This is a genomic window from Limnospira indica PCC 8005 (genome assembly GCF_000973065.1).
GTDB classification, from domain to species: domain Bacteria; phylum Cyanobacteriota; class Cyanobacteriia; order Cyanobacteriales; family Microcoleaceae; genus Limnospira; species Limnospira fusiformis.
In genome coordinates, this window is record NZ_FO818640.1 from 3553174 (window position 1) to 3566497 (window position 13324).

Consider the following 13324-nt stretch of genomic DNA (forward strand, 5'->3'; position numbering starts at 1 on the left):
CGCCGGAATTCCCCACCGTCTTTTACTGTGGGGATGGATCGGTGATCACACGGGAGTTTGGTGGCTCTGTCTCTTTAGGGTGGAGGTGCGCCCAACTAATTCAATGGTTCCCACCTCAAGAAGTAGGCGGGGGCTATTGAAAATTTCACTTTTCACTGGTGGCAATATTCTTCAACGGCGGAATCAACTGTAGGGATAAACCCTCGCGGGCGATCAAACTATTAGGAAAGGCATCAGCCACGTTTTCACCTATTTGATCCATGAAATCATCGTTGTGTAGTGGGTCATGGTGAAAAATCACCAATTTTTGAACTCCCGCAGCCTGAGCGACCTTCACCGCTTCCTGCCAGGTAGAATGTCCCCAACCTACCTTACTAGACTTAGGCGAGTAATACTCCTCATCGGTATAGGTGGCATCATAAATCAGTACATTAGCATTGCGGGCTAACTTGAGTACATTTTCATCAAGACGATCTGGAAAATGCTCCGTATCGGTTACATAGGCGGTGGTGTAGCCTTTCCAACTGACGCGATATCCCACGGCTTCCCCCGGATGATTGAGTAAAGCCGTTTCAATGACTAGATCATCTTCGAGGTAAATTGACTCGCCTATAGTGATATCAATAAAGTTAAGTTTAGCTCCCATTACCTGTAAAGGAACTGGGAAGTTAGGGTGAAGCATCTGGTCGTTGAGGCGCTGCTCAATTGTGGAACCATTAGGTGCGATCGCTCCATAAATGTTAAACGTATTGATGGGAACAAAGGCCGGAGCAAAAAAGGGGAAGCCTTGGATATGGTCCCAGTGAGAATGGGTAAAGAACATATGAGCGGTTACTGGCATTTCTGCTAATAATGCTTGTCCCAGGACCCGTAAGCCTGTCCCACCGTCAAAAATCAATCGTTGCGACCCCACCCGCATCTCAACACAGGGGGTGTTCCCACCATATCGAACTGTTGTCGTTCCCGGACAGGAAATACTTCCTCGAACGCCCCAAAAGTGAACCGTAAATTGGTGTTTTGTGCTGGACATGGGTTTTTTTGGAAGATTCAGCTAGGCGGTTTATGGCTTCTTTTGACTCAGCCTTGGTTGTGTAATCCGATTTTTGTGGCTAAGTTATCAAACCAAGCCAAGTACGCCAGGTCAGGAATTGCTAATGGTTTCCCACCCAACTGCCATCATCTTAGCAAAATTTGTAGCACCTTTTGCGATAGTTGCTCAGATTCCCCATAGTGCGATCGCCCCATATACCCAAAACCAGTTAAAATTCAACCTTGAGGTGATCCACAATTAACTGTGCATCAAAAGTGTAGAAGGTAATTTTAGATATATTCTTCGCCGTTACGGTTAATTCGGCGTTCGGTAATACAGACCCAATCGAATCACTAGGTTTATTAACCTTGATCTCATCTGTGGCCAGTAATCGGCCATTTTCATCAAAGGCTGACATCACCGTATGTCGAGAACTTGTCACCCTAGCCCAAACTTGGCGCACCGCGTGGGAAAATGTCACTTCTAGTGCGCCGCCCTTGGGTGCGCCCATGAGAACTGTTACCCCAGGTTCAATGCCAAATCGCGGATTAGAGGGTTGAAGGGCGATCGCATTATGAAATTTAATACCCCAATGCTGGAATTGCTCCTCTACTTTCTCAAATCCCTGTAATTTTTCCAATGCTAACCGAATGCGAGTCGAGGGCGACAACTGTGGCAATTTTTCATAGTCAGCAGACCCGGAAGATTTAGCCCTGTCCCTAGAACCCGGTGAGTCTGTACCCACGGGATGAACTACCAGTTCCGATGTTTTTTCTTTTCGCTTGCTAGAGTCTAATTTTCCGATGTGATTCTGCATTCGAGTCACTTCCTGAGCCACCATTGGGCTAAAATCCTCTACCATAGAAATGCTCATAACTAAATTCCTCGACAGCATTGAAATTGAGGGTTTTGTTACTGCTATAGCCGACAACCGGGAACTGTTCTATCTGTGTTGGTTAGATGCTAAATAAATACCCTTAGCCATGCTTTCAGGAACGACAAGCCCCAATCAGGAGATTTTGGAAAAAACATCATGGAATTGGGCCCATTGATTACCCGGTCACTGGACAGTTAAAGACAGTACACTGAGGGCTAAGAGCCGTGAGGGGTGTTACCCATCACTGAATTATAACAGTCAAAAGTCACTCTGGGATGAGGTAAAGTGCCAATTTACCCATTATCGCGATTTTATCCACTGTTATATAACCGGAATTTTCAGCAAACGGAATAGTCCAATTAAGGCAATTTAATGGGCATAATATATTCGCAAAAAACTAAAATTAAAGGAGTTTTAAAAATGTTTTATTCCCTTGGATTTGCGCCAGATTCGATAGTTACGTCTCTAGGTAGAATGGTGTATTATACGGCTACCACAAGCCCCTGGATAAGCTCGGAAGACAAGGAAGCCGAAAAAAAGCAGTCTTTATTGTTTTTGCATGGTTTTGGGGGCGGTTCTTCTGCTTATGAATGGTCTAAAGTCTATCCAGCCTTTGCAGCCGATTATAAAATTCTGGCGCCAGATCTGATAGGTTGGGGACGTTCGGAACACCCGGCGCGTGATTATACCCCAGAGGATTATATAACTACGATCGCCGAATTCATAGAAGCCACCTGCGAGGAACCGATTATGGCGATCGCCTCCTCAGTAACCGCCGCCCTAACCGTGCGAGTAGCGATCGAAAAACCGGAATTATTCAAAGGGCTAATTCTCACAACCCCCTCCGGCTTATCGGACTTTGGGCAAAATTATATTAACAGTTTATTTGCTCAAATTGTCAAAACCCCAATTTTAGACCAAATTCTGTACGCCACCGCCGTAGCCAACCCCATCGGAATTCGCAGTTTTTTAGAGCAGCGTCAATTTGCGCGTCCCTCTCGAATTTATAACGAAATCGTCGAAGCCTATCTCGAATCCGCCCTAGAGCCTAACGCCGAATATGCAGCTTTATCATTTGTGCGAGGGGATTTATGCTTTGATTTATCGTTATATATACCCCAATTAACCACTCCCACCGCCATGATTTGGGGTGAAAAAAGCCAATTTACCAGTCCAGAGATGGGAGAAAGATTAGCCAATCTGAATCCCGTGGCCGTGCGAATTTTCCAAAAACTCGAGGACGTAGGACTAACGCCGCAGTTAGAATTACCCGGCGTAACCATTGGCGTAATTAGGAGTTTGCTCAAAGCCCTAGAAGTCGCATAAGCTAAAAAATTAGGTAACAGTTGCCAGAACTTGCTATGTCCAATTCCGACTACATCAACAATTTAAAGTGGCAGCCAGAAGCCACAGCCAAACTCAAGAATATTCCCTACTTCGTCCGAGGTCAAGCCAGACAGAGGATTGAGCAACTAGCCAGGGAAGCCGACCAGGAAGAGGTGACAGTGGAATTGGTAGAACAAGCACGCCTTGAGTTTGGTCAGTAGTAAAACCGCTGGTAGTATTTGCTCAAAATGACCCCACTAGCCTTTAAACTAGGGGTTGGCTTTTGATTGTTTTTTGAGGTTTATTGGTCCAAAAGTGAGAAAAATCATTATTGCCGGAAACTGGAAAATGTATAAAACCCAAGCAGAAGCCCAGGAGTTTCTGAAAGGGTTTGTGATGGAATTGGAGGACACCCCAGAAGATCGGGAAGTGGTTTTGTGTGTCCCCTTCACTGATTTGGGTGTGATGTCCAAAAGTTTGCATGGTTCACGGGTACGCCTAGGGGCGCAAAATGTTCACTGGGAAGATTCCGGGGCTTATACTGGAGAAATCTCACCCCCGATGCTAGTGGAAATTGGTGTGCGGTTTGTGGTCATAGGTCACAGTGAACGTCGCCAATATTTTGGCGAAACCAACGAAACAGTTAACCTGCGCCTGAAAGCGGCTCAAAACCACGGTCTAACTCCGATTTTGTGCGTGGGAGAAACTAAGGAACAGCGGGATGCGGGAGAGACGGAATCTCATATTTTTTCCCAATTAGAACAGGGTCTGGTAGATGTAGATCAGAATAACCTGGTAATCGCATACGAACCGATTTGGGCGATTGGAACCGGGGACACCTGCGAATCTGAGGAGGCTAATCGGGTAATTGGTCTCATCCGTAGCAAATTGAGTAATCCTAACGTGACGATTCAATATGGCGGTTCTGTGAAGCCGGATAATATTGATGAAATTATGGCACAGTCGGAAATTGACGGTGCTTTGGTCGGGGGGGCTAGTTTGCAGCCGGATAGTTTTAGCCGCATTGTCAATTATCGTTGATAGGTTGGCGATGATTAAACCAATCACGATTCGGGGTCATTCCTTTGATTGGGGAAGCCGTACTTATTTGATGGGGATTTTGAATGTAACGCCGGATAGCTTTAGTGATGGCGGGGCGTTCGATTCCCTAGATGCTGCCCTGGTCCGGGCGGGTGATATGGTTCGGGCGGGGGCGGATATTATTGATGTGGGAGGGGTGTCTACCCGTCCTGGGGCTGAGGTGGTGTCTCTGGAAACGGAACTTGAACGGGTGCTTCCAGTGGTGGCGGGTTTGCGACAACTGGGGGATATGGTGATATCTGTGGATACGACCCGGGCGGCGGTTGCTGAGGCAGCAGTGGGCTGTGGGGCAGATATTATTAATGATATCTCTGGGGGGATATATGACCCGGATATGCTATCAGTGGTGGCTGATTTGGGGGTTCCAGTGGTGTTAATGCACCTACGGGGTACTCCCCAAACTATGCAAACTTTGACGGATTATGGGGATTTGATGGGGGAAATTAAAGGGTTTTTGGCGGAACGTCTGGCCGCGGGAATGGCGGCGGGAATTCCAGCAGAGTACATGATTGTTGACCCTGGGATTGGTTTTGCCAAAACATTAGAGCAAAATTTGCAGATTCTGCGAGAATTGCCCCTATTGAAGGATCTCGATTGTCCGCTATTGGTGGGACCCTCCCGTAAGAGTTTTATTGGTAAGATTCTTGACAAGCCTCATCCTCAAGGGCGTGTCTGGGGGACGGCGGCGGCTTGTGTGGCTGCGATCGCTAATTCTGCTGATATTCTCAGAATACATGATGTGCCACAACTGGTAGATGTGGCGCGGGTGGCAGATGCGATTTATCGTCGAGCCTAAAATGGGAAGGCGCGATCGCGCCATTTGATGGTTTCGGGTTTCCTGGGCGCGCCCCGTACTCGATGACCGAGGCAAACTTATCGAATTTTACGATCATGACCAGTGTGGCATCAATTTGGCAGTCTATTACTTTGCGGAATCTGAGGCTCTACCAGTGGCGGGGAGGAAGTCTACTCTATCGCATTAGTGGGAGTTTGCGATCGTGGCGACAGGGAAGCTGGTTCATGGAATGGGGAGAATTAATTGGAGCCCTGTTGGTGGCTGCGGTGTTTGGGTTAGCGCCTTTTGTTAATACCGCTTTGATTGGAGTTTTGCTGATCGCCTGTGGTGGCTTTTGGGTTCTGCTGACCCTTAGTGATGAACCCTCACAAGTGGCATTTACCCCTATTCACCTGTTGGTATTGTTGTATTGGGGAATTGCCACGATCGCTACATCCCTATCTCCCGTCAAACAGGCCGCCTTTAATGGTTGGGTGCGCTTGACTCTTTACTTAGTCCTATTTTTCCTGATGGCGCGGGTTTTCCGATCGCCTCGTTTGCGATCGCTTTTTATCGGCTTCTATCTGCATATTACCCTGATTGTCGGGGTTTATGGGATGCGGCAATGGTTTTTTGGTACTAAGGCTTTAGCTACTTGGGTGGACCCTACATCAGCCCAAGCTAATATCACCAGAATTTACAGTTACTTGGGTAATCCTAATTTACTCGCTGGCTATCTCATCCCAGCCGTCGGATTGAGTCTCGGGGCGATTTTGGTTTGGCGCGGCGTGATGCCGAAATTGTTGGCAATTACTATGGCTGTCGTCAATTCTGTGTGTTTGGTCTTAACCTTTAGCCGTGGGGGATGGCTGGGGTTTGTGGCGTTATTGTTTACTTTTGCCGTTTTGCTGCTGTACTGGATTAGCCAATATTTCCCACCTTTTTGGCAAAAATGGGCTGTTCCTATTGGTGTCGGTGGCTTGGCGGCGTTGCTGGTGTTAGCCATAGTCATTGTGCCACCAGTGCGCGATCGCGTCGCCACTATCTTTGCGGGACGTGGTGATAGTAGTAATAATTTCCGCATTAATGTTTGGGCGGCGGTCATAGAGATGATCCGCGATCGCCCTATATTGGGAATTGGACCTGGTAATAATGCTTTTAATCAGGTTTATCCGTTATATATGCGCCCCCGATACTCCGCTTTGAGTGCCTATTCTGTCATCTTAGAGGTTATCGTAGAAACTGGGTTTGTAGGGTTAACCGCCTTCTTGTGGTTGCTGACGGTGACTTTTAACCAAGGATGGCTACAACTTAAAAGGCTACGAGAGTGGGAAGATCCTAATGGTTTCTGGTTAATAGCTGCGATCGCCACTTTAGCCGGAATGTTAGCCCATGGTCTGTTTGATACAGTGTTGTATCGTCCCCAAGTTAATACTCTCTGGTGGTTAATGGTGGCACTGATTGCTAGTTACTATTTACCTAATAGCCAGGGTATTAATTCAGATAGCAGCAGCAACTGATGATTTAGCCGGCGCTGGTGGGGGTTGACTTATATTCAGCCATTGGCGATAGTTTTGTGAATGGGTAATACCCTGAGACAGGGCTACCCATTCATCTTCTGTCAGTGATGTTTCAAGGCGATCGGTCAATTCCAACCAAGCCCAGAGTACACAGTTATCTAAATCAGAAAACGATTTTTGATGCAGGTAATATCTACCCTGACGGCAAAGTTCAATCCGATATTCCTGAAAAACTCGATAAATTCTCAGTTGGTATTCCCACAAATGGAATGTTTCCATCAGTTCTAACATCGGTTAGTGATCCTGATACATTTACGCGACATTTATCCGGCTATTGCCGGACAATGCGACGATAGCACTATTACCCGTTAAGGTAACAGAGGCGGTATCCCGCAAAGCTTTTAGAAAGATTCCAAAAGCACCGTTCCAGTCCCGTGGTAGAGTGAACCCGCACTCCGGACATCGGAACACTTTTGAGCCACCTAGCTGGGAATGCACATGACCACAGTGAGTACAGGTTTTGCTGGTGTATTCTTCCGTCACATCTACAACTGTGGTTCCAGTTATTTCCCCTTGATGTCTCAGGGTTAGTTTGAATCGATAATGCGCCCATGTCAGCATGGTGCGGGCAGTCTTGGATTTGATTAGACGCTTCACCTTGGCAACCATGTTGGAAGTCTCGAAGGTCGGCAGAAAAATTATACTGTAGTTATGAGTCAAGTAGTGAGCAATTTGTTTGTGGGCCTCATCCACTAGATTGCGGATTTTGGTTCTCATTCGTTGAGCCGCTTGCCTCATCCGTCGCCTTCTTGAACGACAGGGTTCCTTGGCGATTCGGCTCATCAAATCATCCAAATGTTGACATAGCCTAGTAATGCCTCCAATATCCCCGGAGCCCAATTCCAGAAACCGAGAGCCATCAAACCCAGTTATGAAAGTTCGCACACCCGGGTCTAATGCAATCACGCCAGTAGCGTCAGTTGGGGTAACGGCAACTGGTTCAGGGAAAATCGCCAACCATCGACCTTTGGTAAACACCAACTGAGTCCCTTGCCCGCAAGTTTTAGGGATAGCTTCGGAAACCATGAAAGTTCATCCTTTCGTGAGTCTTGGATACCAACTCCCTGAAGAGAAATTAGCATCGTTAAACTTAATCGCTTGAGAACTATCCCGACAGCTCCTAAACCTTGCGCCAGGACTGGCTGAAAAGGCGAGATAGGCATCAAAGATAGCATTCTGCCGAATATGGCCGGGTGTTTCTTTGACCCATGCAGGCAAGTCGCTCTGCATCACTTCGTTGCGTAATTTCAGTTTGCTTAGTCGTTTACCACTCCTAGATAATGCAATTGCTTGGTTGTAGCAATACCGACAAGCGGCCAACCATTTGCGCCAGACTTGATTTAGCTCGGGGCTGGGGTAAATCCGGATCTTCTTTGACCTGAGTTTTGTATTTACGCACTCCGTATAATCGGGAACTGAAGCAGTGGAGGATGGCGAGGATGTCCTCAACCATTTCTCGTTCTGGACTGAGACTTGTCTCGTTGAGAACCATGAGTGAGCACCTGTTTTGCTCACAGAGCCATCGAAACAAGTCAAATCCCCATATTGCCAATCAGTCTTTGTGGGCAACGACAACCATGCCGACATCTCCTGACAAATGATGTCCCAGTAAGGCCAGCATTTTCTTTCCCTTGAAGTTGAGCCCGCCTCGGATTTCTGAGACGACTTCTGCTTCGGGGTAGAGGTTGGACAGTGCGGCCACCTGTCGGTTGAGGTCGAACTGCTGGGCGCGGCTACTAACTCTGGCATAGATAACGACTTTGCGTTTGTCACTGCCTGATTCGGCAGCAGTATATCACTCAACGTTGTATCGTCGTTGCCCAGCGGGGGTTCTGATGGTCTCGATTGAGCCATTGTCGTCCCATCTGCGGAGTGTTCTTTCATGGACTCCAAGGATTTGGGTGGCTTCCTTGGGTTTGACATATTTGGCAATAGGTTTATCCTCAACTCTTCTCGCTTCTTATACCGTATTGCCCTAAAATATTAACCTAATTTGAGATTAAATCATGCTCTCGACTGCCTCTAGTTATTGTTCCTCACGTAAAACTCCTGGGAGGGTTGGAAGCTCCGTGATTTATCACGGAGAGGAAAACCGACTCAAGTGGCTTTAGCCGCCAGCACCCCCTTGCGGGGTGGAGGGGTATGGTTGCCCCTCCATGGAGCTATGGTTGGCTCCGACTCCCTTGCGGGGTAATGTTTGCGCTTGCGCTAACGCGCACGCTGCGCGAACGCCAATGTTCAGAGTCGGTACTATCCAAATCGCACGTCCTTAACCCCTTAGAGATGTTTAACGATTCGGTTCATGAGCCTGGAACTAGCACGCATTCCAGGGTAGGAACTTTAACTCTTGCTCGCTCACGGAGCCAGTTAAGGCTATAGCTGGTCAGCTACCTGAAAGGGGGGCACGAAGCCCCCGTGCTTCAGCCGGGGGTGCTGACAGTGACACTTCTTTAGCTGGACTCTGATCTAATTCTAGCAATTTATAAAATAATTGTTACGCCTCAACCAGCCTCAATCCGCCTCCAATCAACCAATATAGGAATTTATCAACACCCGAAACCTCAGACAGGAAAACCACTAACACCCCCAGACCAGTCGTGATTACCGAAATTACCCACAATTAAATCGGTTAGCCCGTGAAAGATATAATTAAGCAAAATACAAAACCACTCAATCCCTCTAGGGGAATTGAGATTTAATTGGGATTCTCCAGAACTATGCTAGATGCCACCATTATCATTTTATTTATCATAGCAGGAGCCGGAACCGGCTTTTACGGGATAGAACTGCTTCCCAGCAGTGTCCTAGAACAGGTAACTAATATTGAGGGATTACGGTCTGTCACCGCCGCTTTTACTGGCCTAATTGGTATGGTAATCGGTTTAGTCGTACAAACCACTTATCACCGGGTCGAGGAACAAATCCGCCAAATGCCTCTTGAGGTATTACTCACCCGTTCTATTGGTATGGTAATCGGTTTACTGATTGCTAACCTCATGCTCGCTCCCCTCTTTTTGTTACCCATTCCTAAAGAGGTTGGCTTTATCAAACCCCTGGGGGCTGTGTTATGTAGTGTTCTATTTGGCTACACTGGGGTTAACCTGGCTGATACCCATGGACGGGCTTTTCTACAGCTAATCAACCCCAATAGTTTGGAAACTACACTACTGGCTGAGGGAACTCTCAAATCTGCTCATACCAAAGTTCTTGATACCAGTTGCATCATTGATGGTCGCATTGAACCTCTACTAGAAACTGGATTTCTGGAAGGTAAAATTCTCGTGCCTCAGTTTATTCTGCAAGAATTGCAATTGGTAGCTGATGCTGCTAATGATCAAAAACGGGCGCGGGGACGACGGGGACTTGATATCCTTAACCGTATCCGGGAAGAATACCCAGAACGAATTCAAATTCACTCGGCGGACTATGAGGATATTGCCACTGTAGACGCGAAATTAGTGCGGTTTGCTCAAGAAATTAATGGGTTTCTGCTGACTAATGATTACAATTTGTCTAAAGTGGCAACCGTCCAACAGGTTCCCGTGCTGAATATTAATGATCTCACCCAGGCGGTGCGTCCGTCCTATTTACCTGGGGATATTCTGGAATTGAAAATCCGCAAGGAGGGTAAAGAACCTTCCCAAGGAATTGGGTATCTTGAGGATGGCACGATGGTTGTGGTAGAATCGGGTAGCGAATACCTCGGCGACCAACTGCGGGTAGTTGTCACCAGTTCTCTGCAAACTTCGGCCGGCCGCATGATTTTCGCCCGTCCAGAACATTCTGTGATGGCTTAGTCTAACAGTAGGGTACTAAGACTTAGTACCCTATCTGTCAAATAACCCGATAATTTTTAAGCTCAGGCACTGGTTTTATAATTAAAGGCATTAGCTCTAATTTGCTCAATACCTGATTCTGTATTCAGACTATCTCCTGAGTTTTGGGAGTTATCTAATTTTAAATCTAATTTTGACATGGCTTTCCCTAATGCTTTGGCTAATAAAGGGGGAACAGCATTGCCAATTTGTCGCCACTGTTGGGTAACGGTTCCGTAAAAGATGAAATTGGGGGGGAAAGACTGAATGGCTGCGGCTTCCCTGGGGGTCAGATAACGGTTTTCTGTGGGGTGATAGTAAGTGGTGCGACTGGTGTTGATGGTGGGAGAATAACTATCTCGCGCTAGGCGTTTAAGTTTGGTTTCCCTAAATCGGGATTCTCGCAGCTTTTCCCAATCTATATCATACCATAATTCGGGGGGTAAATAAGCCTGTTGGTCTGGTTGATAACGAACGCCTTTACCTTCGGGAATATGCTGGATTCTTTGACGTTCTAAATGATTGGGAATTTGGGCGGTGCTGAGGTCGTGGTTGTACGTTTTTCCCTGGTATTCTAACCAATTTTCCCAAGCAAATCCTACGGTTTTAGCAGCAGGAAGAAAGTCTAAATCCGGTTCATTATCTTGAAATTGTGGGGATGGATATAAATTGGGTACGCCGAAACGATTACCTAAAAAAATGGTGCGCCTGCGTTTTTCGGGGACTCCGTAATGATGAGCAGATAGGACCCGGACATCAACAGTATATCCGATATTCTGTAGACAAGTTAAAATTGATGTGAGGGTGTTTTCGTTTTTTCGGGATAATAAACCCGTGACGTTTTCAATGATGATATAGTCGGGTTGAAGTTGTTCAACAAACCGTAGAAATTCTAAAAATAAAAAATTGCGTTTATCCAGATTATTGTTACTCCCAATGGTGGAAAAACCTTGACAGGGGGGACCTCCACAAATTAAGTTAATATGGCGATCGCCAATTAATTCCCTAATTTGCTCGGTAGAAATCTCCCGCAGGTCGCCACAAATTGTTTCCGCTTGAGGGTGATTATTTTGAAAGGTTTGGATCGCAGATTTATCGAAATCGACACCTAACAAACATTCAAAACCTGCCATTTCCAAGCCACAGGACATCCCTCCGGCTCCGGAAAATAGGTCGATAAAGGTTGTTTTAGCGGTTGAGGTGGTCATGGGTCTTAGCCAGGTGTTTGGTCAACATCGGTGTTAGATGATTATACCATCAGTGGGGAGAAATGTTTATAACCAATTACCGACTAAAATATAGGAACTCCAATAAAATGGATGGCGGAAAAAGGAATTATTTAAGAGTTTTAATTGCGCTTCCCTGAGTGCTTCGGACTTGTTGAATTGCTTTTGGTTTAAAAATCTGTAGAATTGACTCATTAACTCACTGCTGGCTTGGTCATTCACTGACCAGAGAGTGCCAACTGTACTACGCGCTCCGGCTTTAACTGCCATTCCGGCTAGTCCTAAAGTGGCACGATTATCACCAGAGGCGGTTTGACAGGCGCTGAGAATTAGTAATTCTATGGGAGTACGACCTGTGAGGGTTTTTTCAGTCAATAAACTATCCAATTCCAGAATATTAATACGACTATCCCAAGCTAAAATAAATGTCTCATCTAGCTGAGAACTAAATTGATCGTGGGTAGCAAAATGAACGATTGGGTAGTTAGTTAATTCTAGCTTTTGGCGGATTAATTGATTGGTGAAATCTTGATTAAGTAGGACTTTGCTGGCTGTTTCTGATTGAATAGTGGCGATTTCGTCGGCTACATAAATCAGAGGACTAAAGCCATATCTTTCCTCAGTTAATCCTCCGGCTAGAACTTTTAAATCTAGCTGTTTGATGGATTTATCGGATAGTAATTTTAATCCGGGAGTAATGGCAATACTATAGGTCTCTATGAGATATTTTTCGCCATCATAAAGGGTTGCCATGGGGATATTACGGAAGGAACCATCAGGGACAAAAACAAGGGTTTTAATTTGTTCGGGATTAATTTCCTCAGCGATGGGTCGAATTACCCAATTATAGAGTTTTTGTCCTGGTTCATAAAAATCGCGGCGGCTGCGAATAACTAATGCTTCAGAGAGTTGTTTAATGGTGGCTTCTACTTCGGTTTGGCTGACATTAATTTGATGATGAACTAGGGGTTGATTGGGTTTACTGACAATCACATGAAGATTATCTTTTAAGATGATGGGATAGATAACGGCGGCGCTGGGGTCTATTTCATCTATTTTTCTAGTGACAATATCTACACAATCAGCCCTAAAAAACTTATCTAATTCGGCAACTTTTAAAGACTCGATTACATTAATAGCTTGGGATAAGTTATTCTGACTGATAGAATTACCCGGCGGTGTGGTTTCTAATAGTAAGGATACTAATTCTCGATATACGGGTTCAATACTATTTTGAAAAGAAAACTGAAACTCTCGACCGACGGATGCGATATCTTGACTTAGGGAGCCAATGAGGTTGACGGCTTCCAAGTAGGAATATATGGCTTTTTCTGGTTTTCCTTGTGCCTGTTGAATGCGACCTAATTGCCATAACCATAAGTAGGAAATATCTGGGGCTTTAATTTGTTGACTCAAGATTAAGGCATTTTGGGTGATATTTTGGGCAATTTGCCATTGTTGGGTTTGTTCATAAACACTGGCTATATAACCTAACCCAAAGGCTTGTGCGCGTTGGTCTCCTAGGTCGATCGCCTCTTGAGTTGCTTGGGTATACAGTTCCAGAATATCCTGCCAAGATGATTGGGGATTTTGT

The 13324-nt window shown here is 46.0% G+C and carries 13 protein-coding genes and 2 pseudogenes; 7 read left to right on the plus strand and 8 right to left on the minus strand.

What is annotated here, in order from left to right; genetic code table 11:
* Window positions 1-145 precede the first annotated feature (145 nt).
* Complete coding sequence (locus XZ46_RS15500) at window positions 146-1030, minus strand: MBL fold metallo-hydrolase (protein WP_048895121.1); 885 nt, start codon at window positions 1028-1030, stop codon at window positions 146-148.
* Between the two features lie 229 nt (window positions 1031-1259).
* Window positions 1260-1904, minus strand: coding sequence for a hypothetical protein (locus XZ46_RS15505; protein ID WP_006668265.1), 645 nt, complete (start codon window positions 1902-1904; stop codon window positions 1260-1262).
* A gap of 423 nt (window positions 1905-2327) precedes the next feature.
* Here XZ46_RS15505 and XZ46_RS15510 point away from each other — a divergent pair, with 423 nt between their 5' ends.
* The 5 genes from XZ46_RS15510 (at window position 2328) to XZ46_RS15530 (ending at window position 6629) form a co-directional block, all read left to right on the plus strand.
* Window positions 2328-3233: an alpha/beta fold hydrolase gene (locus XZ46_RS15510; RefSeq protein WP_008048774.1), complete on the plus strand. Its 906-nt coding sequence runs from the start codon at window positions 2328-2330 to the stop codon at window positions 3231-3233.
* Between the two features lie 35 nt (window positions 3234-3268).
* Window positions 3269-3454 (plus strand): PCP reductase family protein, encoded by a 186-nt coding sequence (locus tag XZ46_RS15515; protein WP_006668263.1) that lies wholly within the window; start codon window positions 3269-3271, stop codon window positions 3452-3454.
* A 94-nt stretch (window positions 3455-3548) separates the two neighbouring features.
* The gene (gene tpiA, locus XZ46_RS15520; protein ID WP_008048775.1) at window positions 3549-4274 is read left to right on the plus strand and encodes a triose-phosphate isomerase; all 726 of its coding nucleotides are present in this window, start codon (window positions 3549-3551) and stop codon (window positions 4272-4274) included.
* A gap of 10 nt (window positions 4275-4284) precedes the next feature.
* A complete protein-coding gene (gene folP, locus XZ46_RS15525) occupies window positions 4285-5130 on the plus strand; it encodes a dihydropteroate synthase (protein ID WP_008048776.1) in 846 nt (281 codons plus the stop codon).
* Window positions 5131-5225: 95 nt separating this feature from the next.
* Window positions 5226-6629: an IctB family putative bicarbonate transporter gene (locus XZ46_RS15530; RefSeq protein WP_008048777.1), complete on the plus strand. Its 1404-nt coding sequence runs from the start codon at window positions 5226-5228 to the stop codon at window positions 6627-6629.
* Here the strand turns inward: XZ46_RS15530 and XZ46_RS15535 are convergent.
* The 4 genes and pseudogenes from XZ46_RS15535 to XZ46_RS32685 all read right to left on the minus strand — a co-directional run.
* Complete coding sequence (locus XZ46_RS15535; protein ID WP_228116354.1) at window positions 6609-6908, minus strand: hypothetical protein; 300 nt, start codon at window positions 6906-6908, stop codon at window positions 6609-6611. The genes XZ46_RS15530 and XZ46_RS15535 overlap by 21 nt on opposite strands.
* A 33-nt stretch (window positions 6909-6941) precedes the next feature.
* Entirely contained in the window at window positions 6942-7715 is a 774-nt protein-coding gene (locus XZ46_RS32680; protein WP_006668260.1) for an RNA-guided endonuclease TnpB family protein, read from the minus strand.
* 6 nt (window positions 7716-7721) lie between these two features.
* Window positions 7722-7919 carry a hypothetical protein gene (locus tag XZ46_RS38320; RefSeq protein WP_039932373.1) on the minus strand — a complete coding sequence of 66 codons (198 nt, stop codon included), beginning with the start codon at window positions 7917-7919 and terminating at the stop codon, window positions 7722-7724.
* A 127-nt stretch (window positions 7920-8046) separates the two neighbouring features.
* Window positions 8047-8622, minus strand: a pseudogene (locus XZ46_RS32685) (IS607 family transposase); the annotation flags it as partial.
* Window positions 8623-8695: 73 nt separating this feature from the next.
* Here XZ46_RS32685 and XZ46_RS36775 point away from each other — a divergent pair.
* A pseudogene (locus XZ46_RS36775) lies at window positions 8696-8883 on the plus strand (hypothetical protein).
* Between the two features lie 523 nt (window positions 8884-9406).
* Entirely contained in the window at window positions 9407-10486 is a 1080-nt protein-coding gene (locus XZ46_RS15550) for a PIN/TRAM domain-containing protein (RefSeq protein WP_006624941.1), read from the plus strand.
* Between the two features lie 62 nt (window positions 10487-10548).
* Here the strand turns inward: XZ46_RS15550 and XZ46_RS15555 are convergent, their stop codons facing one another.
* Window positions 10549-11712, minus strand: a complete 1164-nt coding sequence (locus tag XZ46_RS15555; protein WP_008048797.1) for a DNA cytosine methyltransferase — start codon at window positions 11710-11712, stop codon at window positions 10549-10551.
* A gap of 66 nt (window positions 11713-11778) precedes the next feature.
* Window positions 11779-13146 carry a CHAT domain-containing protein gene (locus XZ46_RS34315; RefSeq protein WP_008048799.1) on the minus strand — a complete coding sequence of 456 codons (1368 nt, stop codon included), beginning with the start codon at window positions 13144-13146 and terminating at the stop codon, window positions 11779-11781.
* Between the last annotated feature and the right edge of the window lie 178 nt (window positions 13147-13324).

Excerpts from the sequence above, each read along its gene's own strand:
- folP (WP_008048776.1), top strand. The coding sequence starts at position 4,285 with ATGATTAAACCAATCACGATTCGGGGTCATTCCTTTGATTGGGGAAGC.
- XZ46_RS15515 (WP_006668263.1), top strand. The coding sequence starts at position 3,269 with ATGTCCAATTCCGACTACATCAACAATTTAAAGTGGCAGCCAGAAGCC.
- XZ46_RS32680 (WP_006668260.1), bottom strand. The coding sequence starts at position 7,715 with ATGGTTTCCGAAGCTATCCCTAAAACTTGCGGGCAAGGGACTCAGTTG.
- XZ46_RS38320 (WP_039932373.1), bottom strand. The coding sequence starts at position 7,919 with ATGCAGAGCGACTTGCCTGCATGGGTCAAAGAAACACCCGGCCATATT.
- XZ46_RS15550 (WP_006624941.1), top strand. The coding sequence starts at position 9,407 with ATGCTAGATGCCACCATTATCATTTTATTTATCATAGCAGGAGCCGGA.
- XZ46_RS15530 (WP_008048777.1), top strand. The coding sequence starts at position 5,226 with ATGACCAGTGTGGCATCAATTTGGCAGTCTATTACTTTGCGGAATCTG.
- XZ46_RS15555 (WP_008048797.1), bottom strand. The coding sequence starts at position 11,712 with ATGACCACCTCAACCGCTAAAACAACCTTTATCGACCTATTTTCCGGA.
- XZ46_RS15505 (WP_006668265.1), bottom strand. The coding sequence starts at position 1,904 with ATGAGCATTTCTATGGTAGAGGATTTTAGCCCAATGGTGGCTCAGGAA.
- XZ46_RS15535 (WP_228116354.1), bottom strand. The coding sequence starts at position 6,908 with ATGGAAACATTCCATTTGTGGGAATACCAACTGAGAATTTATCGAGTT.
- XZ46_RS15510 (WP_008048774.1), top strand. The coding sequence starts at position 2,328 with ATGTTTTATTCCCTTGGATTTGCGCCAGATTCGATAGTTACGTCTCTA.
- XZ46_RS15500 (WP_048895121.1), bottom strand. The coding sequence starts at position 1,030 with ATGTCCAGCACAAAACACCAATTTACGGTTCACTTTTGGGGCGTTCGA.